Origin of the sequence: Bradyrhizobium hipponense, assembly GCF_008123965.1 — a bacterium.
GTDB classification, from domain to species: Bacteria; Pseudomonadota; Alphaproteobacteria; order Rhizobiales; family Xanthobacteraceae; genus Bradyrhizobium; species Bradyrhizobium hipponense.
In genome coordinates this window covers 25,572-48,511 of the sequence record NZ_VSTH01000132.1, presented here as the reverse complement: position 1 = coordinate 48,511, position 22,940 = coordinate 25,572, and the positions used below count along the sequence as shown (strand labels likewise).

The window sequence follows — 22,940 nt, the reverse complement described above, 5'->3', positions numbered from 1 at the left end:
ACTCATGCGCGATCCGGTTGAAACCTACATGAACCTCGTGCCCATGGTGGTCGAGCAGACCAACCGTGGCGAGCGCGCCTACGACATTTTCTCGCGCCTTTTGAAGGAGCGCATCATTTTCCTGACCGGGCCGGTCGAGGACGGCATGTCGACGCTGGTGGTCGCGCAGCTCCTGTTCCTTGAGGCGGAAAATCCGAAGAAGGAAATCTCGATGTACATCAACTCGCCGGGCGGCGTGGTGACGTCGGGCCTTGCGATCTACGACACCATCCAGTTCATCCGCCCCCCGGTCTCGACGTTGTGCACGGGCCAGGCCGCCTCGATGGGCTCGCTGCTGCTCGCCGCCGGCGAGAAGGACATGCGCTTCTCGCTGCCGAACGCGCGTATCATGGTGCATCAGCCCTCCGGCGGTTTCCAGGGCCAGGCCACCGACATCATGCTGCACGCCCAGGAAATCCTGAACCTGAAGAAGCGGCTCAACGAGATCTACGTGAAACACACCGGCCAGACCTACAAGGCGATCGAGGATGCGCTGGAACGCGACAAGTTCCTCACCGCGTCCGACGCCAAGGAGTTCGGCCTGGTCGACAAGGTCATCGACAAGCGCGCCGAGGAGCCGGCGGGCACGAAGGCCCCGTAACACTGTCGGGGCTGCAATATCGATCCTTGGAAGATCCTTGGAATACGTGTTGGGATTGCGGGATCGTCGGAGCGCCGTTGGCGTTAACGGCACACTTCGCACGGGCGCAAAAGAGCGCCTTTGCGCCCCGCGGCAGGCGGAAAGTTCCGCTTTCGTGCTTGTTTTTCGTGGCAATCCAGCAACGCCGGGGTGATTTCGATCACTTGGCCCGTGCCAAGACGTGAAATCACGGTATTGTCACGGGTAGCCAGCGGCTCCCCGATTAGCGAATTCTTGATAGTCGGGTGACAGCATGGTTGGCTACGATTGAGCGGCTATGATCGCGGAGAATCGAGTGACCGTGATTCGCACGGGATGTTGCGCATAGGGTCTTTTTTGGTACGGAATTTGCTCTATTTGATGGTCTGTACCGGCTGTCGTGCCGGAATAGAGCGATCGAGCGGACGGGATCGAACCGCGGACGGAGACATGAATGAGTAAGGTCGGCACGAGCGACTCCAAGAACACGCTGTATTGCTCGTTCTGCGGCAAGAGCCAGCACGAAGTCCGCAAACTGATCGCGGGTCCCACGGTCTTCATTTGCGACGAATGCGTCGAGCTGTGCATGGACATCATCCGCGAGGAAAACAAATCCTCGCTGGTCAAGTCGCGCGACGGCATTCCGACGCCGAAGGAAATCTGCAAGGTGCTGGACGATTACGTGATCGGCCAGAGCCATGCGAAGAAGGTCCTCTCGGTCGCAGTGCACAATCACTACAAGCGCCTCAACCACCAGACCAAGCACAACGACGTCGAACTCGCGAAGTCGAACATCCTGCTGATCGGTCCGACCGGCTCGGGCAAGACGCTGCTCGCGCAGACGCTCGCCCGCATCCTGGATGTGCCGTTCACGATGGCCGATGCGACGACGCTGACCGAAGCCGGCTACGTCGGCGAGGACGTCGAGAACATCATCCTGAAGCTGCTCCAGGCCGCCGACTACAATGTCGAGCGCGCCCAGCGCGGGATCGTCTACATCGACGAAATCGACAAGATCAGCCGCAAATCCGACAACCCGTCGATCACGCGTGACGTGTCGGGTGAGGGCGTGCAGCAGGCGCTGTTGAAGATCATGGAAGGCACGGTGGCTTCGGTCCCGCCGCAGGGCGGCCGCAAGCATCCTCAGCAGGAGTTCCTGCAGGTGGATACCACCAATATCCTCTTCATCTGCGGCGGTGCGTTCTCCGGGCTTGAGAAGATCATCTCGGCGCGCGGACGTTCCACCTCGATCGGTTTCGCTGCCCAGGTGCTGGCGCCGGAAGACCGCCGTACCGGCGAGATCTTCCGTCACGTCGAGCCCGAGGATCTCCTGAAGTACGGCCTGATCCCCGAGTTCGTCGGCCGTCTGCCGGTGGTGGCGACGCTGGAGGATCTCGACGAGACGTCGCTCAAGAAGATCCTGGTCGAGCCGAAGAACGCGCTGGTGAAACAGTACCAGCGGCTGTTCGAGATGGAGAACATCGAGCTGACCTTCGCCGACGAGGCGCTTGGCGCGGTTGCCCGTAGGGCGATCGAGCGCAAGACCGGCGCGCGTGGCCTGCGTTCGATCCTCGAGGCGATCCTGCTCGAGACTATGTTCGACCTGCCGGGCCTGGAAGGTGTGGAAGAAGTCGTGATTTCGCGAGAAGTCGTGGAAGGCACGGCCCGTCCGCTCTACATCTACGCCGATCGCTCTGATCGCGCCGTCGAGAACGCCAGCGCCTAAACCGAGGGCGCTGGGAGCTCTAATCGTCCTGTCAGAAATGACGGCTGCGGAACGTATCTCCGCAGCCGGTGTTGCGTCGCTTGTCCGCGTGCGTAAGCGCCTGATGGCGTGCGTCTTTCGATGACTTGACACCCCCCGGGTCGATAGCCACCTAATGTCGGCGGCGAGTAAGAATTTTCTTCAAGATTCGCCTCAGTTCCGATCCGGCAGAGCCCGGTCCGACCCTGCGAAGGACCGACCGGTTTTGCCGATCACCTCGGCACCTTGTGGCGGTTGCGCATGAGCATGGCGGGCTGCGTGCAAGGGGGCAAAGCAAAAGGAAAAGGCCATGACCAATCCAAAACCCAGGCCAACCATCGTCCATGGCGAAACGCACGCTTATCCTGTGTTGCCGCTGCGCGATATCGTCGTCTTCCCGCACATGATCGTGCCGCTCTTCGTCGGCCGTGAGAAGTCGATCCGTGCGCTCGAAGAGGTGATGAAGAACGATGCGCTGATCATGCTCGCGACGCAGAAGAACGCGTCCGACGATGATCCGGCGCCCGATGCCATTTACGAGACCGGTACGCTTGCCAGCGTGCTCCAGCTCTTGAAGCTCCCCGACGGCACCGTGAAGGTGCTGGTCGAAGGGCTCGAGCGTGCGCGCGTGCAGAAGTATACCGATCGCGCGGACTATTACGAAGCGACTGCGATTGCGCTCGCCGACACCGATGCGAAGTCGGTCGAGGCCGAGGCCATGGCGCGCTCGGTGGTGTCCGACTTCGAGAGCTATGTGAAGCTCAACAAGAAGATCTCGGCCGAAGTCGTCGGCGTCGTGCAGGCGATCACCGATTTCGCCAAGCTCGCCGATACGGTCGCCTCGCATCTCGCCGTCAAGATCGCGGATCGCCAGGGCATCCTGGAGACGCTGTCGGTCACGCAGCGCCTGGAGAAGGTGCTGGGCCTGATGGAGAGCGAGATCTCGGTGCTCCAGGTCGAGAAGCGCATCCGCTCGCGCGTCAAGCGCCAGATGGAGAAGACCCAGCGCGAGTACTATCTCAACGAGCAGATGAAGGCGATCCAGAAGGAGCTCGGCGACGACGAAGGCCGCGATGAGCTCGCTGATCTTGAAGAGAAGATCTCCAAGACCAAGCTCTCCAAGGAAGCGCGCGAGAAGGCGCAGCACGAATTGAAGAAGCTGCGCCAGATGTCGCCGATGTCCGCGGAAGCGACCGTCGTGCGCAACTATCTGGATTGGCTGCTGTCGATCCCGTGGAACAAGAAGTCCAAGGTGAAGAAGGATCTGGAAGCCGCACAGGCGGTTCTGGATGCGGATCACTATGGGCTTGAGAAGGTCAAAGACCGCATTGTCGAGTATCTGGCGGTGCAGACACGCGCCAACAAGCTGACCGGACCGATCCTGTGCCTCGTCGGGCCTCCCGGCGTCGGCAAGACATCGCTCGGCAAGTCGATCGCGAAGGCGACGGGCCGCGAGTTCGTGCGCGTCTCGCTCGGCGGCGTGCGTGACGAGGCCGAGATCCGCGGCCACCGCCGCACCTATATCGGCTCCATGCCCGGCAAGATCATCCAGTCGATGCGCAAGGCGAAGTCGTCAAATCCGCTGTTCCTGCTGGACGAGATCGACAAGATGGGCGCCGACTTCCGCGGCGATCCGTCCTCGGCACTGCTTGAGGTCCTCGACCCCGAGCAGAACGCGACCTTCAACGACCATTATCTCGAGGTCGACTACGATCTGTCCAACGTGATGTTCATCACGACCGCGAATACGCTCAATATTCCGGGGCCGCTGATGGACCGCATGGAGATCATCCGGATCGCGGGCTACACCGAGAACGAGAAGGTCGAGATCGCGCGCAAGCACCTGATCCCGAACGCGGTGTCCAAGCACGGCCTGGACTCCAAGGAGTTCTCGATCGACGACGAGGCGCTGCTGCTTCTGATCCGGCGCTACACCCGCGAAGCGGGCGTGCGCAATTTGGAGCGTGAGCTTTCGACACTCGCCCGCAAGGCGGTGAAGGAGCTGATGATCTCCAAGAAGAAGTCGGTCAAGGTCACCGAGAAGTCTCTCGAAGAGTTTCTGGGTGTGCCGAAGTACCGCTTCGGCGAGATCGAGAGCGAGCCGCAGGTCGGCATCGTCACCGGTCTTGCCTGGACCGACGTCGGCGGCGAGCTGCTGACGATCGAAGGCGTCATGATGCCGGGCAAGGGCAAGATGACGGTCACGGGCAATCTGCGTGACGTGATGAAGGAATCGATCTCGGCGGCGGCGTCCTACGTCCGTTCGCGCGCGATCGTCTACGGTATCGAGCCTCCGCTGTTCGACCGGCGCGACATCCACGTGCACGTGCCGGAAGGTGCGACGCCGAAGGACGGTCCGTCGGCGGGCGTGGCAATGGCCACCGCGATCATCTCGGTCATGACCGGCATCCCGGTCCGCCATGATGTCGCGATGACCGGCGAGATCACGCTGCGCGGCCGCGTGCTGCCGATCGGCGGCCTGAAGGAGAAGCTGCTCGCCGCTGCCCGCGGCGGCATCAAGACGGTGCTGATCCCCGAGGACAACGCCAAGGATCTCACGGAGATTTCCGATGCGATCAAGGGCGGCATGGAGATCATTCCGGTCTCGCGGCTGGATGACGTCGTCGCCAAGGCATTGGTGAAGAAGCCGGTGCCGATCGTCTGGGAAGAGGACACCAAGGTGACGGTGAAGCCGGACGGTGACGAAGCCGCCGGCGGCCTGACCGCTCACTAAGCTCCATAAGATGATAAAACGGCGCCTTCGGGCGCCGTTTTTTTGTTGTGGGAGCCGTTCTCTGGAGGACATGGTGATGCAGATCGACGGGCAATGCCATTGCGGCCAGATCACCTATGAGGCCGAGATCGATCCGGAGGCCGTCTCGGTCTGCCATTGCACCGATTGCCAGACCCTGACCGGATCGCCGTTCCGCGTCACGGCGGTCTGTTCCGGTGCCGCAATCCGGCTTACGGGCGGCAAGCCAAAGATCTACGGCAAGCGCGGCGACAACGGCCGCATGCGCCTCCAGCACTTCTGCGCCGACTGCGGTTCCCCACTGTTCACCAGCGGCGAGGGCGACCAGGCCGACGATTGGGGCATCCGCTGGGGCAGCATCCGCCAGCGCGACGCGTTGCGGCCGAGCCGCCAGATCTGGTGCCAGTCGGCCGCTGTGTGGATCGATGCGGTGCCGCTGCTGCCGGGCCGGCCGCAGGATTGAGCCGGGCTTGTAGAGACACTGCTCATATTGAGGAGCCCGCCTTCGCCTATACGACTTCGGCGCGCCTTCGCCCGCTTCGTGTGGCTTGCCGAGCCGTAGCTCGCGAAGCGAGCGAAGGCTGGTGGGCGGTCACGGATTCGAACCGCGGACCCTCTCGGTGTAAACGAGATGCTCTAACCAGCTGAGCTAACCGCCCCACAGCGTCTCTTTAGCCCCGCGGCGGGTGTTGGAGCAAGGGGCCGTACGCGTCGTAGTTCGGCCCCAGGCAATTGGGCGCGGGGCAGGTTTCCGACGGAATTTTGGCAGCGGACCCTTGGCCAATGCTGTGAGCATTTGACCGCTGGCGTCGCACGAGAAACCCCGCAGCAGATCCCGCTGCAGGGCATTTCTTGCAGTGTAAATCCGTCATCGGATCAGAATCATTCTCGACGCCCTTCGCGACCAGGAGGCGACGATCGTGCCCCCGCCGCCGCAGCATTTCGACGAGCCTTCCCGCCTGGTCTCAGGCGGTCTTGGTGAACATCGTCAGGACGCCGTCGGCGATGTTGATCGCGACGACTTGCGACGAATTCAAGCCCTTGGCCTTGAGGACAGAGGCTGCCTGCGGCGTGGCGTCGATAGACTTCCGAAGCGTCTGTATGTCTTCGTCGCTTGTATGCGCCACGATTTCATCGACTTTGGCGCGCACTGCCGGCTGCAATTCCTTGACATCGACGACCTCTATGCTCCGTATCACTGTCTTGGACTGATCGGACTGAGACTCGGCGCCGGGTTGCGAAGGTGCTCGCTGTGCCTGCACCAGAGCCGGCGTTCCGAGGGAGAGAGCTGCAACGATGACGGATGCCGTGAAGCTGCGCATGGTCATGCCTTTCCTTTCCGGTTTGAGGAATGGGAAAACTATCGACCAAATCTGGTTGGCGTCTGATTCTGATGTGGCCGTTCGGTGAAACCAATGCGGCTGCAATGCGCACGCGCCGCGGCGGCTCTGGTGATGTTCCCTCATCTGCCGGCCTTGCTCTGAAGTCGATGCGATGAACCGGGCGGGATGCAGTCACACGACATGTCGTCTTGACAATATTGGAGAGGAATAATGGGCAGCGCTACCGGCCACGAACCGAATGCCGACCAGATCGCCTACTGGAACGGGCCAAGCGGGCAGCGCTGGGCCGATCGTCATGCGGTGCAGGAGACGCTGCTCGGACCGATCGCGGATGTCTTGATCAGCCGCGCCAAGCCGAAGCCGGGCGAGCGCGTGGTCGATGTCGGCTGCGGCTCGGGTGCTACGACCGTCGCGTTCGCGAAAGCGGTGGCGCCGAACGGTTTTGCGCTTGGCCTCGACGTCTCCGACCCGATGCTGTCGCAGGCGCGCGCGCTGGCGCCGAAAAGTCTGCCGCTCGATTTCGTGCTGGCGGATGCGACGGTTTATCCGTTCGAGCCGGCCAGCTTCGACCTGCTGGCGTCGCGCTTCGGCGTGATGTTTTTCGCCGATCCGATTGCGTCCTTCACCAATCTGCATCGCGCGCTGAAACCGTCGGGACGGCTGGCGTTTGCCTGCTGGCGCGAGCCAAAGGAAAACCCGTGGATGATGACGCCGCTGATGGCGGTCTACAAGCACGTGCCGAAGATGCCGCCGGTCGGGCCGGAGGAGCCGGGCCCGTTCGCCTTCGCCGCGGAAGAGCGCGTGATGCAGATCCTGAAAGGCGCTGGCTTCGTCGACGTGGCGATGGAGCCGCACAATCTCGCCATGGACGTTGCGATTGGCGGCGGACTGGATGCCGCCGTGGACGGCTCGCTTCAGATCGGCCCCGCCAGCCGCGCCCTCCAGGGCCATCCGCCGGAGACCTATGAAGCCGCAAAAGCCTCGATCCGCGAGGCGCTCGCTCCGTTCCTGAAGGGGCAGAGCGTTGCGTTGCAGGGCGCGATCTGGATCGTGACGGCGAAGGCGGCGTAGGGAGGCGTGTTCGGGCGACCGTAGGCCGTAATCTGGCGCCACACATTCGGTGTCGTCCCGGCGAAGGCCGGGACCCATAACCACAGGGAGTGGTTGTGGTGCGAAGCTGGCAACTCCGAGTCTTCGCCAAACCACTCCCTGTGGCTATGGATCCCGGATCTACGCGCGCTTTGGGCGCGCTTGTCCGGGACGACACCAAATTGGGGCTGCAAGTGAGCGCCCCTCACACCACATCATCCGGCGCCAGCGCGCAGCCGCTGTCGGGATGCGTCTCGACCTGAAGCGTGGTGTGGCCGATGCGGAACGATGCTTTCAGCAGTTGCGCGGTCTCCATCAGGAACGCGTCGCCAGTGGTGCCGGCGGGCACGACGAGATGGCAGGTCAGCGCGGTCTCGGTAGTCGAGATCGGCCAGACGTGGAGATCGTGGATCCCGGCGACTCCGGGCCGTGCCAGCAGAAACGCTTTGATCGCCTCGAGGTCGGTGCCCTTCGGCGCTGCCGCCATCGACATGGCGATGGAGCCGCGCAGCAGGCTGGTCGTGCTCCAGAGGATGGTGGCGCAGATCACGAGGCTGGTGACGGGATCGAGCCAGAGCCATCCGGTCCAGATGATCAGCGCCGCCGAGACCACGACGCCGAGCGAGACCGCGGCGTCGGCTGCCATGTGCAGGTAGGCGCCCTCGATGTTGATGTCGTCCTTGCGTCCGCGCGCGAACAGCATCGCGGTGAATCCGTTGACGAGGATGCCGATGCCGGCGACCACCATCACGGTGACGCCCGCGACCGGCTCCGGCTCGCGCAGGCGCAAAATCGCCTCCCAGCCGATCGCGCCCGTGGCGACCAGCAGGAACACCGCGTTCGCAAGCGCCGCCAGGATGGTCGAGGCGCGCAGGCCATAGGTGAAGCGGCCGCTCGGCGCGCGCCGGGCCGCGATCGATGCGCCCCAGGCCACGACCAGGCCGAGCACGTCGGAAAGGTTATGGCCGGCATCGGCCAGCAGCGCGGTGGAGTTGCCGATATAGCCGTAGACCGCCTCGGCCACGACCAGCGCGGTGTTGAGCGAAATGCCGATCGCAAACGCCTTGCCGAAATTGGCGGGCGCGTGGACATGCGCATGACCAAGACCATGTACATGGCTGCGGCCGTGATCATGACCGTGCGCGTGGCCGCGGTGATCATCGTGGTGGTGACCGTGATGGTCGTGCCCGCCCAAATCTATCGCTCCCCCGAGGTCGCCAAATCAGGCGCCATTGTAGGCGTTTCGCTCGCTCCGTCACGCCGGAACAGCATATAGAGCGCCGGCAGCACCAGCAGCGTCAGCACGGTCGAGGAGATGATGCCACCGATCACCACGGTGGCCAGCGGCCGCTGCACCTCGGCGCCGGCGCCGGTGGCGAGCGCCATCGGCACGAAGCCGAGGGAGGCGACCAGCGCGGTCATCAGGACCGGGCGCAGGCGCGTCAGCGCACCTTCGCGCACGGCCTCCGCAATGGGTCGGCCCTCGCTGCGCAGCCGCTCGATGAAGGCGATGATGACGAGCCCGTTGAGCACGGCAACCCCTGACAGCGCGATGAAGCCGACGCCGGCGCTGATCGACAACGGGATGCCGCGCAGCAACAGCGCTGCGACACCGCCGGTCAGCGCCAGCGGCACGCCGGAGAACACCAGCAGCGCATCGGCCACCGATCCCATGCTCATGAACAGCAGCAGGAACACCAGCAGCAGTGCCACCGGCACGACGATTGTGAGCCGCTTGGTCGCGGAGACCAGTTGCTCGAACTGCCCGCCCCAGCCGATCCAGTAGCCCGGCGGCAGCTTGACCTTCTCTGCGACAGTTTCCTGGGCCTCGGCGACGAAGGAGCGCAGGTCGCGTCCGCGGACGTTGGCCATCACCACCACGCGGCGCTTGCCGTTCTCGCGGCTGATCTGATTGGGGCCGGGGGCGATCTCGATCGCCGCGACGGAGGACAATGGGACGTAGCGCAGCCCTGTATTCGCGGTCCCCGCCCATGCGGTCTTGGTGACGGCCGCCGTGTCCTCGCCCGGCGGCAGCGGGATCGGTATCGACTTGATTGCATCGGGGTTGGCGCGCAGGCTTTCCGGCAGGCGCACCACGATGTCGAAGCGGCGATCGCCCTCGAACAGTTTTCCGACCGGTTTTCCCCCGATTGCGATCTCGACGAGGTTTTGCACCTCGCCGACGCTTAGGCCGTAACGCGACAGCGCCTGGCGGTCGAGCTTCACCGTGAGGATCGGCAGGCCGGCAATCTGCTCCGTCTTGACGTCAGCGGCGCCTTCGATGCCGCGAACCACGCCGTGGACCTGCTGGGCGATGCCCGCGAGCACGTCGAGGTCATCGCCGAAAATCTTGACGCCTACATCGCTCCGGATGCCCGCGATGAGCTCGTTGAACCGCATCTGGATCGGCTGGGTCATGCCATAGGCCGTGCCGGGCAGGGTGTTGGCGGCACGCTCGACTTCGGCGACCACTTCATCCTTCGGCTTCGCTGGATCGGGCCATTCCTCGCGCGGCTTCAGCGTGACATAGGTGTCGGCCACGTTCGGCGGCATCGGGTCGTTGGCGATCTCGGCGGTTCCGACCTTGGAGAAGATGGTCGCCACCTCCGGGACCTGCTTGATTGTCTTCTCCAGCCGAAGTTGCATGTCGACGCTCTGGCTGAGGCTGGTGCCGGGAATCCGGATGGTTTCCACGGTGATGTCGCCTTCGTCGAGGCTCGGGATGAACTCGCCGCCCATGCGCGTCGCGGCGAACAGGCTCCCGGCGACGATCAGGACGGCGCCAAGTGCGACGCTGCCGCGGTTGCTGATGGCACGGTCGAGCAAGGGAACGTAGAGCCGCTTGGCCGCGCGCATGAAGATGTTCTCCGTCTCCGAGACCCTGCCGGTGACGAGGATCGCGATGGCGGCTGGAACGAACGTGATCGATAGCAGCGCTGCGCCGCCGAGTGCCATCAGCACGGTGAGCGCCATCGGCGTGAACATCTTGCCCTCGGTCCCCGTCAGCGTCAGCACCGGCAGATAGACCACGGCGATGATCAGCGTGCCGAACAGGCTCGGCTTGATGACCTCGCTGGCGCCCTCGCGAATGGTGTGCATCCGCTCTTCCAGCGAGAGCAGGCGCCCGCGGCGGTGCTGCTCGGCGGCGAGTAGCCGCAGGCAGTTCTCGACGATGATGACGGCGCCGTCGACGATGATGCCGAAATCGATCGCCCCCAGGCTCATCAGATTGGCGCTGACCTTGCTTTCGACCATGCCGCTGATCGTGAACAGCATGGAGAGGGGAATGACACAGGCGGTGATCAGCGCGGCGCGGAGGTTGCCGAGGATCAGGAACAGCACCGCGATCACCAGCGCTGCGCCCTCGACCAGATTCTTCTCGACAGTCTGGATGGTGGCTTCGACCAGATGCGTGCGGTCGTAGACCGCGCGCGCAATCACGCCCTCGGGGAGCGATTTCGTGATCTCCTTGAGCCTTGCGGCCACGCGCTGGGCCACGCTGCGGCTATTCTCGCCGATCAGCAGCATGGCGGTGCCGAGCACGGTCTCCTTGCCGTTCGCCGACGCCGCGCCCGTGCGCAGGTCCTGGCCTTCCTGCACCTCTGCGACATCGCGGACGCGCACCGGGATGCCGCCGCGCGAGCCGATCACGATGTCCTTGATTTCCTGAATATTGGCGACCTGGCCGGGGGCGCGGACTAGATATTGCTCGCCGTTGCGCTCGATATAGCCGGCGCCGACATTGGCGTTGTTGGCCGCAAGCGCCGTCATGATGTCGCGGAAGCCGAGGCGATAGGCCATCAGCCGGCCGGGGATCGGCAGCACGTGGAATTGCCGCTCATAGCCGCCGATCGAATTGACCTCGATCACGCCGGGGATGGTGCGGAGCTGCGGCTTGATGATCCAGTCCTGGATGGTCCGCAGTTCGGTCGGGGTGAAATCGGCGCCGGTCGCCGATTTCGCGCCGGGCTGGGTTTCGACGGAATAGACGTAGATTTCGCCGAGGCCGGTCGAGATCGGCCCCATCGCGACCTCGGTGCCGGAAGGCAACTGGTCGCGGGCTTGCTGGATACGTTCATTGACGAGCTGGCGCGCGAAATAGATGTCGGTGCCGTCCTGGAACACGACGGTGACCTGGCTCAGGCCATAGCGCGAGATCGAGCGCGTGTAGTCGAGCTTCGGCAAGCCTCCCATCGCAGTCTCGATTGGGAAGGTGATGCGCTGCTCGGCTTCGAGCGGCGACAGGCCGGGTGCGCGGGTGTTGATCTGGACCTGGACGTTGGTGACGTCGGGTACGGCGTCGATCGGCAGGCGCGTGAAATTCCAGGCGCCGAAGGCGCCGGCTGCGAGCGCGAAGAGGACAACGAGCCATCGTTGACGAATGGACGCGGCGAGGACGCGATCAATCATGATCGGCGTCTCCCTTGCCCATCTCGGCCTTGACCACAAAACTGTTCTCGGCGACGTAGCGCTCGCCGGCCGATAACCCTGCACGGACCTCCACGAATTTCGGGTCGGAATCGCCGAGCTCGACCTGACGCGCCTCGATCTTGTCGCCGTCCTCGCGGACGAACACGATGGTCCTGTTCTCCAGCGTTTGGATCGCGCTCTTGCGGACGGCAACGGCGACGTCGCGGGCGGCCAGGATCAGCCGCGCCGTGACGAACAGGCCGGGACGCAGCCGGCCATCCGGGTTGGGCAGCACGACGCGGGCGAGCGCGGTCTGGGTCTCGCTCGCGCCGATCGGGGCCATATAGGAGATCGTGCCCGGGATTTCGCCGCGGCCGTCGTCGGGATCGATCAGCACCTGGTCGCCAAGGCGAACCCGCCTGAGGTCCTGGCGATAGATCGAGAGGTCGACCCAGATACTGGAGAGATCGGCGACGACGAAGGCCGGCTTCTGCTCGGAGGCATATTCGCCGAGCGAGACCTGCCGCTCGATGATGGTGCCGCCGATCGGCGCCTTGAGCTCGTAGATCGTGAGGCTCTGGTTGCTCTCGATGGAAGCCAGCAAATCGTCCTTGCCGACCTTGTCGCCGATCCGCTTCAGGATCGATTTGACGACGCCGGGAAAGCGCGGCGTCACTTGCACCACGGCTTCCTGGTTGGCGCGCAGAATGCCGTTGAAGGCGAGCGTGTCGGTCAGCGTGGCGCTGGCGGCCTCCGCCAGCATCACGCCCGCGGCGGCAAGCTTGACGTCGGAGATGCGGATGCGATCGGCGCCGTGCTCGTCCTGCTCGACATGGTCGTTCGGCTTCTCCGGCTTGTTGTCTGCGGCATGTTCGGATGGCGCAACGCGGGCCGGCGCCAGCATCGCATAGCCGTAGGCGCCGAGCGCGGCCGTGACGATTCCCACGAGGATGGTCGAGGATGTCTTCATCGTGCGCCCTCTCGGGCGAACGAGAACGGATTGCCGACCAGGCCCTCGATGGTGGCAACGCCCGCGTGGAAATTCTGCAGCGCCTCCTGCTCGCGCAGCCGCGCCTGCGCGACGCTGGCCTGGGCGTCCAGCACTTCGAGCAGGGTGAATCGGCCCTGGCCGTAGCCCTGCGAGATCGCCTCGGCCGCCTCCTGTGCCTTCGGGATCGCGGTCTCGCGCAGCACGGCGAGTTCGCGCAGCGAGCCCTGGATCGAGTCGTAGGCGCGGCCGGCGATCACGACCAGCGTGTTGCGGTTGGCCTCGCGCTCGGCCTTGGTCTTGGCCAGGCTGTCTTGCGCCGAGAGGATGTTGCCCTGGTTCTGGTCGAACACGGGAATCGGCACCGAAACGGTGAGGCGCACCGCATCGTCATTGGTCTCGTTGAAGTGGCGCCAGCCGGCGGCAATCCGGACGTCAGGATAAGGCTTGAGCCGCGCCAGCAGCAGCTCGGCATTGCGCTGGGCATAAACGGCGGTCCAGCGCGCCAGCTGCGGATTGGCATCGATGGCGGCGACCACGGACTGGAACGACGGCGGTCGCCCCGTGGTGTCGAGGCGGCCGGAGACCTCGGCGAATTTCGGTGTCGGATCGCCCATCAGCACGGCAAGCTCGCGCCGGGCACTGGCAAGCGTCGCCTTGAAGCGCTCGCGATCGGCTTTCACCAGAGCGGACGCCACCTCGGCGCGGCCGGTTTCGGCCGGCGAGGAGGCGCCGGCCTCGACGCGGCGCCGCAGCAGCGGCGTCAGGCGGTCGATGGCGACTATTTGCTCGTCGAGGATCTGGATGCGTCGCTGCGCTCCGAGCACGCCGAGGAAGGCGATCGCGGTCTCGGAGAGCAGCTCGAGCCTGACGGCCTTGCGCTGGATTGCCGCGACCTCGAGTCCGGCCTCGCCTGCGGCGATCCGCGCCTCGCGCTTGCCGAACAGCTCGAACGCCTGGCTGATCTGGAGCGCGGTCTCGGCCGATTTGGTGCCGCGGTAGATGCCGGAGCCGAGAGAGTTGTCCTGTTCATAGGACAGCTCCGGATTGAGTAGTGCGCCCGCCTGGATGCGCTGCCCCGTGGCAACGCCGACATCGCGCTCGGCCGCGGTCAGGCGCGGGCTCGCGGCCAGCGCCCGCGACAGCGCGCTCCGCATCGTCAAAGTCTGGGCGTGCGACGGTGCAAGCGCCAGCCCGGCAATCAGACACGCCGCCGCGCACGCCAGGCGCGCAGCCATTCCCCTGCAAAACATAAAACGACCTGTGAAGGATGAACCTAGTGGGCGCGAGCGCCCGACCAATCCGTTCAGGCAATATGTTTGGGAGGCGGGGAGTCGGTATCGGGGACGATGCCCACGAGCCGGGTCGCGCATTGCGGGACTGAAGCGGACACAAGCTCGCTCGATGCGGCAGACGGCGCCGGCTGCTCCACCGTCACCGAGAAGCAGCCATGGCAATGATGGCCGCCGAGCGCTTTGTCGTCAGCGTGGCCCGAGCTGTCGAGCACCGCGGCGATCTCCGAGCCGCCGGCGGGCGTGGTGACGCCGATGTCGTGCAGCCCGTGCAGCCCGTGCAGCACGCCCGTCAGCAAATAGACCGCCGCGATCAGCACAGCGAGCAGCCCGCGCCAGTTGCGCAGGTGGCTGGATCGATTGGCTCGGCGGATCGCGGTCACGGTATCGCTCTGGTTCCCGGTCCGGCTGCGGTAGCATGGCGGCCGCAACAGTGTCGACCCGCAACATTGTTACGTGTGGGGAACTTGATGTCGCTTCGCGTCTTGCATGCGCGCGAGCGCTACGCCTTTTCCTCCCAGATCATGGCGAGGTGCACGATGGTCTGCACCGCCTTCTCCATGTCCTGCCGGCTGACCCATTCGAGGCGTGAGTGGAAGGCGTGCTCCCCCGCAAAGATGTTGGGGCAGGGCAGGCCCATGAAGGACAGGCGCGAACCGTCAGTGCCGCCGCGGATCGCGGTGCGCATTGGGCGCAGGCCGGCACGGCGGATCGCCTCGATGGCGTATTCGAGAATGTGCGGGTGACGGTCGATCACCTGCTTCATGTTGCGGTACTGCTCCTTGACCTCGAACTTGTAGGTCGAGCGCGGATAATCCTTCATCACATCCTTGACGATGCCCTCGAGCAGGATCTCCTTCTCCTTCAACCCTTCCTCGGTGAAGTCGCGCACGATGAAGGACAGCGTCGCCTGTTCCAGCGCGCCGTCGATGCCGATCGGATGCAGAAAACCCTGCTTGCCTGACGTTGTCTCGGGCGAGCAGCCTTCCTTGGGCAGGCGCTCGACGATCGCGGCTGCGATCTTGATGGCGTGCTCCATCTTGCCCTTGGCATAGCCGGGATGGGCGCTGACGCCGTTGATGGTGATGGTGGCGCCGTCGGCCGAGAACGTCTCGTCCTCGACGCAGCCGGCGCTCTCGCCGTCCATGGTATAGCCGAAATCGGCGCCGAGCTTCTTCAGGTCGACATTGTCGACGCCGCGCCCGATCTCCTCGTCGGGCGTGAACAGGATCTTGATGGTGCCGTGCTTCACTTGCGGATTGTTGATGAAGAAGTGCGCGGCATCCATGATCTCGGCGACGCCGGCCTTGTTGTCGGCACCTAGCAGCGTGGTGCCGTCGGTCGTGATGATGTCGTTGCCGATCTGGTTCTTCAGCGCGTGGTGCTCGGCGAAGCGGATCACCTGGCTGGGATCGCCCGGCAGGGTGATGTCGCCGCCGCGATAGTTCTTGACCATTTGCGGCTTGACGTCCTTGCCCGAGCAGTCGGGTGAGGTGTCCATGTGCGAGCAGAAGCAGATCACCGGCACCTTCTTGTCAGTGTTGGCCGGGATCGTTCCATAGACGTAGCCGTAGTCGTCGAGATGGGCATCCGCGACGCCCATCTCTTTCAGCTCGGCGGCGAGCACCCGGCCGAGGTCTTTCTGTTTCTCGGTCGAGGGCGAGGCCGGGGATTCCGGATCGGACTGGGTGTCGATGGTGACGTAGCGCAGGAAGCGCTCGGTCACGGTATGCGAAAAGGTGAGGGAGGACATTTCTGGTCAAACCGCCGGGCCTGAGGGAAGCCACGCGATATACCAGAAAAGCGTCATTCCGTGGGCTGCGTTGATGCGGGGCACGACGCCTGGATCAGCCTTAACGAAGCGTAAGCGGCTAGATCGCCTCCTTGAGCTCCTTGACCGGGCGGAACGAGACCTTCTTGCTGGCCTTGATGTGGATGGGCTCGCCGGTGGCGGGATTGCGGCCGGTGCGGGCGGCGCGCTTGCGGACCTGGAGGATGCCGAGGCCGACGATGCGGACGCGGTCGCCCTTCTTCAAGTGTTTTGCAATCAGGTCGACCATATCGGTCAGCACGGCCTCGGCGTGCTTCTTCGACAGGTCCTGGCTTTCGGCAATATCCGCGGCGAGGTGCCTGAGGGTGATGGTGACGGGAGCGGCTGCCTTCTTCGCCATGCTGTCTGGCCTTCCTCGATGATCCAACGGCAGGGCATCCCCGGAAAAGTCGAACAATGTGAGGGAAACCTGCAAAAACCCCGGCAGGCGTAGACGATTCGGGCGGAGGCTGACTACGCCCCGGATGCGGCCAGACGCCGTCAACGGCCTAGCGGATGCGAAAGGCGTCGAGAAGTTCGTGCTAAGGCTATGAAGGGATTGCCAAAATGGCGCGAGAGACGGGGCTCGAACCCGCGACCTCCGGCGTGACAGGCCGGCGCTCTAACCAACTGAGCTACTCCCGCGTGGTTCGCTGAAAGCGCGCGGAACGAGGGGGGACTTAAAGGCGGGGCTTGGTGAAGTCAAGGACGTTGCGCTTCGCCTGCGCGCCTCGGCTAAGTATTGCTCGGGAAAACGAAAAGGCCGCCCGGAGGCGGCCATCGGACTTTCCCGGAATGGGCCCGTTAGCGGATATCCGACGTCCCTGCGCTGGTGACCACCACCGGCTTACCGGCCTTGATCACATGGGTCGACTGGGCGGTCTGACTGTAATCGGCGTTGGTGCGGGCGGCGATCCCGAAGCCGGCCACTGCGATGCCGGCCACAAGCGCCACCACCACGATCTTCATGTGGGTCCCACGATCAGCCGAATGAATTGAGTGGTTCATCTGAGCCTCCCGACGGGCTTTGCCGTCGTCTGTTGGCTCTTGTCTTAAGGACTGTCTGTTTCCGGATGGTTTCGCGGGTTCCGCAAAATGGTTTCATCTGGCTGGTTTCACCGGGCCGTCTCAGGCGGCGGCCCGGCCGATATCGGTGCGGATGGACCGGGCGGCGCAGACGAACAGCAGGGCGCCGAGCGTGGTCGTGACCGCCGCCGAGAGCAGGGAATAACGCACGGCATCCGCGCCATAGCTGCCCTTCAGCGCGTCGTTGGGATCTTCCGCGCGGGCTTGGCAGGACATGGCTTTCTTGGCAGAGGTGGGACCATGAGCCAGACACCGAGCAGGGGCGGGTCGTCGCCCGGGACGGACGAGAACGATCCGCCGGCGCCGATCACCGTGATGCTGTCGTCACGGGTGATGGTGCTGGCCAATTTGCTCAAGCGCGGCGCCATCCTGCGTTACAAGCGCCTCGCCGGATTGTCCTCGGTCGAGTTCGGCCTGGTCGCCTCGCTCGGCCGGCGACCGCCGATGAGCGTGGCGCGGCTCGCCGAAGCCGTCGGTCAGGACAAGGGTCAGATCAGTCGCGCGCTGGCGGAACTTGTGTCGCGCAAGCTGATCGCGAAATCGGCCAACCCGAAAGACAGCCGCGAAGTGCTGGTCTCGCTGACTCCGGCCGGCCTTGCCGCGCATGATGCAATCGTCGCCGGCGCGCAGGAGCGCAATCGGCGTCTGCTGGAACATCTGAGCGAAGCCGAGCTCCAAACGCTGCTGCGACAGCTTGATCAGCTCACGACGATCGCGGCCGAGATGCTCGAAGCCGAAAAAGTTTCACGCTGATTTCACGGCAATACTTGGAAATCTTGGAGCGTTTCTAAGACTCGTTCTAAGAAGTTTTCAATTAGGGAAATCGCGCTTCCTCACCTAAGCGTCACCTTAAGCGCATGTCGTCATGGGACTGAACGCATGACGCATGAACGACGTAAGTTTCGGGGTGGCGCGTTGAACAGTCTTGGAATGCTGCGGTCAGCCGTATTGGCGACCGCATCCGCTTGGGTATTGATGCCGCAAGCATCTTTCGCACAATCGTCCGCGCAAGGCGGCGCGCAGAATCTGCCGCCAGTGACAGTCGCCGCGCCGGAACAACGCCGCCGCGCAGCCATGAGCACGCCGCGCCGCGCCCAGCGGTCGCCGCAGAGTGCCAACAGCCAGAAGCCGCAGCCGCAGCGCAACGTCGGCTTCGTCGAGACACCGCGCGGCCCCGTGAACGGCTACGTCGCAGGCCGCAGCTCGTCGGGTACCAAGACCAACACGCCGATCATGGAGACGCCGCAGGCGGTGTCGGTGATCGGAGCCGAGCAGATCCGCGACCAGAAACCGAACAAGCTCGACGAAGTCCTGCGCTACACTGCCGGCGTGCGTGCCGGAACGTTTGGCACCGACACCCGCAACGACTGGTGGCTGATCCGCGGATTCAAGTCCGAGGACATCGGACTGTTTCTCGATGGGATGCAACTGTTCTACACGTCCTATGCGAGCTGGAAGCTACAGACGCCCAACATGGAGCGGGTCGAGGTGCTGCGCGGTCCCTCGGCCGTGCTCTATGGCGGATCGAGCCCGAGCGGCATCGTCAACGTCATCAGCAAGCTGCCCCCGGCCGAGCCGATCCGTTACGTCGAGACCGGCGTCAATAATTTCGGCAATGCCTATGTCAGCTTCGATTTCGGCGGACCAGTCGCGACGAGCCCTGAGAACGGCAAGCTGTTCGCCCGCGTGGTCGGACAGGTCCAGAATGGCGGCACGCAGGTCAACTTCACGCCCGACAACAACTACTTCATCGCGCCGTCGGTCACCTGGAAGCCGGATGCCGACACGACGTTCACGGTGCTGGCGTCGGCCTCGAAGCAGGACACCCGCGGCATCAACTTCCTGCCTTATCAGGGCACGGTGACCAATGCTCCATTCGGCAAGATCCCGACCAGCTTTTTTGCGGGCGATCCCAGCGTTGACAAATTCACGCGCGAGCAGGAGATGCTCGGCTACCAATTCGAGCGCAATCTCACCGACGACCTGACCTTCCGCCAGAACGCGCGGTTTGCGCATGTCGACATTACCTACCGCGGCTATGTCGGCAACGATTGGGCCGACATCAACACGGCTACCCTCAACCGGTACAATTGGTATGCGAAGAACACCGCCAACCAGGCCAATCTCGACAACCAGCTTGAGTATCGCTTCAACACCGGCCCGGTCAGGCACACGACGCTGTTCGGGGTCGACCTGAGGGGGTACCAGATTGACGACTACCAAGCTTTCGGGTTCGGCGTGCCCGCAATCAACGTCTTCAATCCCGCCTATGGGGGAGCCGAGGTTCCGTTACCGAGCGCGCCTTTCCGCAACTTCCTCATCACGCAGAAGCAGGCCGGCACTTATCTTCAGGATCAGATGAAGCTCGGCAACTTCACGCTGGTGCTGAGCGGCCGAAATGATTGGGTCGAGACGACGCAGGATGCCCGTGACACGGGGGCCGTGGTCGCCAGTCACGACGACAGCCGGTTCAGCGGCCGTGCTGGGCTGATCTATAATTTCGACAACGGCATCGCGCCCTACGTGTCCTACGCGACCAGCTACAATCCGGTTATCGGCCTCAATGCCCAGAACCAGTTGTTTCTGCCGGAGACCGGCAAGCAGGCCGAGATCGGCGTGAAGGTCGCGCCAAAGGGGTTCGACGGCTATTTCACGGTCTCGGCCTTCGATCTGGTCCGTCAAAATGTCGCGACGACATTGCCGGGCAGCGTTCCTTTGTTGCAGAATCAGACTGGCGAGGTGACCTCGCGCGGCATCGAGCTCGAAGCGGTGGCCAATGCCACAAGGGAGCTGAAGCTGATCGGCTCCTTCACGGCCTATCATCTCTTCAACAGTAGGGATCTCGATCCGGCGCTGGTTGGCAAGACGCCGACCAACACGCCTGAGCTTCTGGTCTCGGGCTGGGCCGACTACACCTTCAAAGACGGACCGCTCGAAGGCTTCGGTTTCGGTGGCGGCGTGCGCTACATCGGCTCGTCCTGGGCGGACCCCGCCAACACGCTCGAGGTTCCGTCGGTGGTGCTCGGCGATCTCGCGCTCCATTACGAATGGCAGAACTGGCGCACGGCCATCAACGTGATCAATCTGACCGACAAGATCTACGTCGCGAGTTGCGCCTCGGCCACGTCCTGCTTCTACGGCGACCGCCGGCGCGTCACCGCCAGCGTCTCCTACAAATGGTGAGGACAACCGAGGGAGCGCCATCGTGAAAGCGCGAACGGTCAGACTCTGGTCCGTGGTCCATACCTGGACCAGCCTGATCTCGACCGTGTTCCTGTTGCTGCTCTGCCTGACCGGCCTGCCGCTGGTCTTCCATCACGAGATCGATGAGCTCCTGGGCTATGCCCCCCAGCCCGAAGCTCATGCGAGCGCGGCGCGTGCGACAACCCAGCAAGTCGCCGATGCCGCGCTCGCCGCCGATCCCGGCCGGGTGCTGCAGTATATCTCCTGGGACAAGGACGAGCCCGGGATCGTGACGGCCTTCACCAACAGTGCCGTCGACGGGCTGCCGGACAACACCTCCGTGCGCGCCTTCGATGCGGTCTCGGCCAAGCTGCTCGGGCCGGTCGGCATCGGGCCGATGCTGATCGTGCTCAAGCTGCACACCGACATGTTTGCCGGCCAGGCCGGAAAACTGTTTCTCGGCGCAATGGGGCTGCTGTTCGCCGTCGCCATCGTCTCCGGCGTGCTGCTGTATTGGCCGTTCACCCGCCGGCTGCGCTTTGCCGCCATCCGCGACCGCGCCTCGCGCCGCGTGGTCTGGCTCGACTGGCACAATCTGATCGGCGTGGTGACCGTGGCCTGGGCCCTGGTGGTCGGGCTGACCGGTGTCGTCAACACCTGGGCCGAGTTGATGCTGAACCAGTGGAAAGCGACTGAGCTCGCCAGCATGGTCGCGCCCTATGCCGGCAAGCCGCCGCCCTCGCGTCTCGCCTCGCTCGACGACGTCGTTGCGCGCGCCAAAACGGCGGCGCCCAGCATGGAGGTCGCCTTCATCGCGTTTCCGGGCACGCCGTTCACCTCCTCGCACCACTTCGCCGCGTTCATGCGCGGCGACACGGCGCTGACGTCGCGGCTGCTGAAGCCGGTGCTGCTCGACGGCGAGACCGGGGAGATCGCCGACAGCCGGGCGCTGCCGGTCTATCTCCAGGCGCTGCTGATCTCCCAGCCGCTGCATTTCGGCGACTATGGCGGCATGCCGCTGAAGCTGATCTGGGCCGCGCTCGATATGCTCACGATTGTCGTGATCGGCAGCGGCCTCTATCTCTGGCTGGCCCGGCGGCGGAAACGGGCACCGGCTCGGACCGACGCATTCGCCAAAAGGGCCTCGGTTCCGTCGTGATGCATGGCTCCCGGGGTCGCTCGCGCCTGTGGATACGTGTCTTTGCGGCACCTATGCTGTTCGCGTGCGCGACCATCACAGGTCTCCTGGCGGCATTGCTTTGGGGCGCGATTGGCCAATATGTCGCCTGGGTGACGGTGGGAGCCCCCGTGGTGTTCATCGCCTGGGTTTGGGTGCGCCGCCGCACCCAAAAACCCGAGCAGTTTGGGCAGACGCTCCACGGCAAGTAGTTGCCGGGACCTGTGCGTCGCAATCTCAGGACTGCCACCTTGCAAAACTGCGGCCACACTTGCTGGCTTCGGCAATCTGCTCCATACCAGCGTGGGGTGATTCCGGGATTTCTACCGTTCTGGGGGCGGTAAAGGGCCTAAAAAGAGCGTGTCTTGCGCCCATTGGTGCACTGCGCTAAGGCTCAGAATAATTCCAAATCCGACGAATCCGTGGCTGTCCCGAGGCTGCGGGAAAAAGGGCTCGTCAATGAGCGGCATTCTACAGAACTACCTTCCACTCGTCGTCTTTATAGGGGTAGCTGCTATCATCGGCCTGGTGCTGCTGATCGCGCCCTTCGTCGTCGCGTTCCAGCAGCCGGACCCGGAAAAACTGTCGGCGTATGAGTGCGGTTTCAACGCCTTCGACGACGCCCGGATGAAGTTCGACGTCCGCTTCTATCTGGTCGCCATCCTCTTCATCATCTTCGACCTCGAGGTGGCGTTCCTGTTTCCCTGGGCGGTGGCGTTCGGCAAGCTTGGCGCGACCGGCTTCTGGTCCATGGTCGTGTTCCTCGCCGTGCTGACGGTCGGGTTCGCTTATGAATGGAAGAAAGGCGCGCTCGAATGGGATTGAACCTTGCACCGTCCGCCGGTCCGATCGTCGCACCGGTCGCCAAGGGCATCCTGGATCCTTCGACCGGCAAGCCGGTCGGGGCCAATGATCCGTTCTTCCTCGAGGTCAATCACGAACTGTCCGACAAGGGCTTCTTCGTGGCTGCGACCGACGATCTCATCACCTGGGCGCGCACCGGCTCGCTGATGTGGATGACCTTCGGTCTTGCCTGCTGCGCTGTCGAGATGATGCAGGTTTCGATGCCGCGCTACGACATCGAGCGCTTCGGCTTCGCCCCGCGCGCTTCGCCGCGGCAGTCCGACGTGATGATCGTTGCCGGCACCTTGACCAACAAGATGGCCCCGGCGCTGCGCAAGGTCTACGACCAGATGCCCGAGCCGCGCTACGTCATCTCGATGGGCTCCTGCGCCAATGGCGGCGGCTACTACCACTATTCCTACTCGGTCGTGCGCGGCTGCGACCGCATCGTGCCGATCGACATCTACGTGCCGGGCTGTCCGCCCACCGCGGAAGCGCTGCTCTACGGCGTGCTGCTGCTTCAGAAGAAGATCCGGCGCACCGGCACCATCGAACGCTAAGGTTT

General features: G+C 64.0%; 20 protein-coding genes, 2 tRNA genes and 1 pseudogene. 11 read left to right on the top strand and 12 right to left on the bottom strand.

All coding sequences use genetic code 11. From position 1 onward, the window contains the following. Nucleotides 1–4: 4 nt before the first annotated feature. From FXV83_RS32565 to FXV83_RS32550, 4 genes are all read left to right on the top strand, one after another. Entirely contained in the window at nt 5–640 is a 636-nt protein-coding gene (locus FXV83_RS32565; protein ID WP_148743670.1) for an ATP-dependent Clp protease proteolytic subunit, read from the top strand. Nucleotides 641–1,112: 472 nt separating this feature from the next. Next, entirely contained in the window at nt 1,113–2,384 is a 1,272-nt protein-coding gene (gene clpX / locus FXV83_RS32560; protein WP_148743669.1) for an ATP-dependent Clp protease ATP-binding subunit ClpX, read from the top strand. Nucleotides 2,385–2,712: 328 nt separating this feature from the next. After that, nucleotides 2,713–5,136, top strand: coding sequence for an endopeptidase La (lon, locus tag FXV83_RS32555; RefSeq protein ID WP_148743668.1), 2,424 nt, complete (start codon nt 2,713–2,715; stop codon nt 5,134–5,136). A 76-nt stretch (nt 5,137–5,212) separates the two neighbouring features. Continuing rightward, on the top strand, nt 5,213–5,617 hold the full coding sequence (locus tag FXV83_RS32550; protein WP_148743667.1) for a GFA family protein: 405 nt from the start codon (nt 5,213–5,215) through the stop codon (nt 5,615–5,617). Between the two features lie 119 nt (nt 5,618–5,736). Here FXV83_RS32550 and FXV83_RS32545 read toward each other — a convergent pair. After that, a tRNA-Val gene (locus FXV83_RS32545) sits at nt 5,737–5,813 on the bottom strand. 306 nt (nt 5,814–6,119) lie between these two features. Beyond that, nucleotides 6,120–6,482: a hypothetical protein gene (locus tag FXV83_RS32540; protein ID WP_148743666.1), complete on the bottom strand. Its 363-nt coding sequence runs from the start codon at nt 6,480–6,482 to the stop codon at nt 6,120–6,122. A 225-nt stretch (nt 6,483–6,707) separates the two neighbouring features. Here FXV83_RS32540 and FXV83_RS32535 point away from each other — a divergent pair, with 225 nt between their 5' ends. After that, entirely contained in the window at nt 6,708–7,568 is an 861-nt protein-coding gene (locus FXV83_RS32535) for a class I SAM-dependent methyltransferase (protein WP_148743665.1), read from the top strand. 223 nt (nt 7,569–7,791) lie between these two features. Here the strand turns inward: FXV83_RS32535 and FXV83_RS32530 are convergent, their stop codons facing one another. From FXV83_RS32530 to FXV83_RS32485, 10 genes and pseudogenes are all read right to left on the bottom strand, one after another. Continuing rightward, nucleotides 7,792–8,781, bottom strand: coding sequence for a cation diffusion facilitator family transporter (locus FXV83_RS32530; protein WP_187436315.1), 990 nt, complete (start codon nt 8,779–8,781; stop codon nt 7,792–7,794). 2 nt (nt 8,782–8,783) lie between these two features. Beyond that, the gene (locus tag FXV83_RS32525) at nt 8,784–11,996 is read right to left on the bottom strand and encodes an efflux RND transporter permease subunit (RefSeq protein WP_148743664.1); all 3,213 of its coding nucleotides are present in this window, start codon (nt 11,994–11,996) and stop codon (nt 8,784–8,786) included. Continuing rightward, the gene (gene ihpB, locus FXV83_RS32520) at nt 11,989–12,966 is read right to left on the bottom strand and encodes a divalent metal ion exporter adaptor subunit IhpB (RefSeq protein WP_148743663.1); all 978 of its coding nucleotides are present in this window, start codon (nt 12,964–12,966) and stop codon (nt 11,989–11,991) included. The genes FXV83_RS32525 and ihpB overlap by 8 nt, the downstream gene beginning before the upstream one ends. Then, nucleotides 12,963–14,237, bottom strand: a complete 1,275-nt coding sequence (ihpA, locus tag FXV83_RS32515; RefSeq protein ID WP_148743662.1) for a divalent metal ion exporter subunit IhpA — start codon at nt 14,235–14,237, stop codon at nt 12,963–12,965. Before ihpA ends, ihpB begins: the two co-directional genes overlap by 4 nt. A gap of 53 nt (nt 14,238–14,290) precedes the next feature. Further along, nucleotides 14,291–14,659 carry a hypothetical protein gene (locus FXV83_RS32510; protein WP_148743661.1) on the bottom strand — a complete coding sequence of 123 codons (369 nt, stop codon included), beginning with the start codon at nt 14,657–14,659 and terminating at the stop codon, nt 14,291–14,293. Nucleotides 14,660–14,778: 119 nt separating this feature from the next. Beyond that, the gene (pepT, locus tag FXV83_RS32505; protein WP_148743660.1) at nt 14,779–16,029 is read right to left on the bottom strand and encodes a peptidase T; all 1,251 of its coding nucleotides are present in this window, start codon (nt 16,027–16,029) and stop codon (nt 14,779–14,781) included. Between the two features lie 118 nt (nt 16,030–16,147). After that, entirely contained in the window at nt 16,148–16,447 is a 300-nt protein-coding gene (locus tag FXV83_RS32500; protein WP_148743659.1) for an HU family DNA-binding protein, read from the bottom strand. A 207-nt stretch (nt 16,448–16,654) separates the two neighbouring features. After that, nucleotides 16,655–16,731 (bottom strand) — tRNA-Asp (locus FXV83_RS32495). Between the two features lie 159 nt (nt 16,732–16,890). Continuing rightward, nucleotides 16,891–17,094 carry a hypothetical protein gene (locus FXV83_RS43175; protein WP_187436314.1) on the bottom strand — a complete coding sequence of 68 codons (204 nt, stop codon included), beginning with the start codon at nt 17,092–17,094 and terminating at the stop codon, nt 16,891–16,893. Nucleotides 17,095–17,214: 120 nt separating this feature from the next. Then, nucleotides 17,215–17,358: pseudogene (locus FXV83_RS32485) on the bottom strand (spinster family MFS transporter); the annotation flags it as partial. A 54-nt stretch (nt 17,359–17,412) separates the two neighbouring features. Between FXV83_RS32485 and FXV83_RS32480 the strand changes: the two are divergent. The 6 genes from FXV83_RS32480 (at nt 17,413) to FXV83_RS32460 (ending at nt 22,935) form a co-directional block, all read left to right on the top strand. Continuing rightward, complete coding sequence (locus FXV83_RS32480; protein ID WP_148743658.1) at nt 17,413–17,925, top strand: MarR family winged helix-turn-helix transcriptional regulator; 513 nt, start codon at nt 17,413–17,415, stop codon at nt 17,923–17,925. Between the two features lie 177 nt (nt 17,926–18,102). Beyond that, nucleotides 18,103–20,355 (top strand): TonB-dependent siderophore receptor, encoded by a 2,253-nt coding sequence (locus FXV83_RS32475; RefSeq protein WP_187436313.1) that lies wholly within the window; start codon nt 18,103–18,105, stop codon nt 20,353–20,355. A 22-nt stretch (nt 20,356–20,377) separates the two neighbouring features. After that, nucleotides 20,378–21,514, top strand: coding sequence for a PepSY-associated TM helix domain-containing protein (locus tag FXV83_RS32470; RefSeq protein WP_148743656.1), 1,137 nt, complete (start codon nt 20,378–20,380; stop codon nt 21,512–21,514). A gap of 53 nt (nt 21,515–21,567) precedes the next feature. Next, a complete protein-coding gene (locus tag FXV83_RS43170) occupies nt 21,568–21,744 on the top strand; it encodes a hypothetical protein (RefSeq protein ID WP_187436312.1) in 177 nt (58 codons plus the stop codon). A gap of 247 nt (nt 21,745–21,991) precedes the next feature. Further along, nucleotides 21,992–22,357 carry an NADH-quinone oxidoreductase subunit A gene (locus FXV83_RS32465; protein ID WP_148743655.1) on the top strand — a complete coding sequence of 122 codons (366 nt, stop codon included), beginning with the start codon at nt 21,992–21,994 and terminating at the stop codon, nt 22,355–22,357. Then, nucleotides 22,348–22,935 carry a NuoB/complex I 20 kDa subunit family protein gene (locus tag FXV83_RS32460; protein ID WP_187436311.1) on the top strand — a complete coding sequence of 196 codons (588 nt, stop codon included), beginning with the start codon at nt 22,348–22,350 and terminating at the stop codon, nt 22,933–22,935. Before FXV83_RS32465 ends, FXV83_RS32460 begins: the two co-directional genes overlap by 10 nt. The last annotated feature ends 5 nt before the right edge of the window (nt 22,936–22,940 follow it).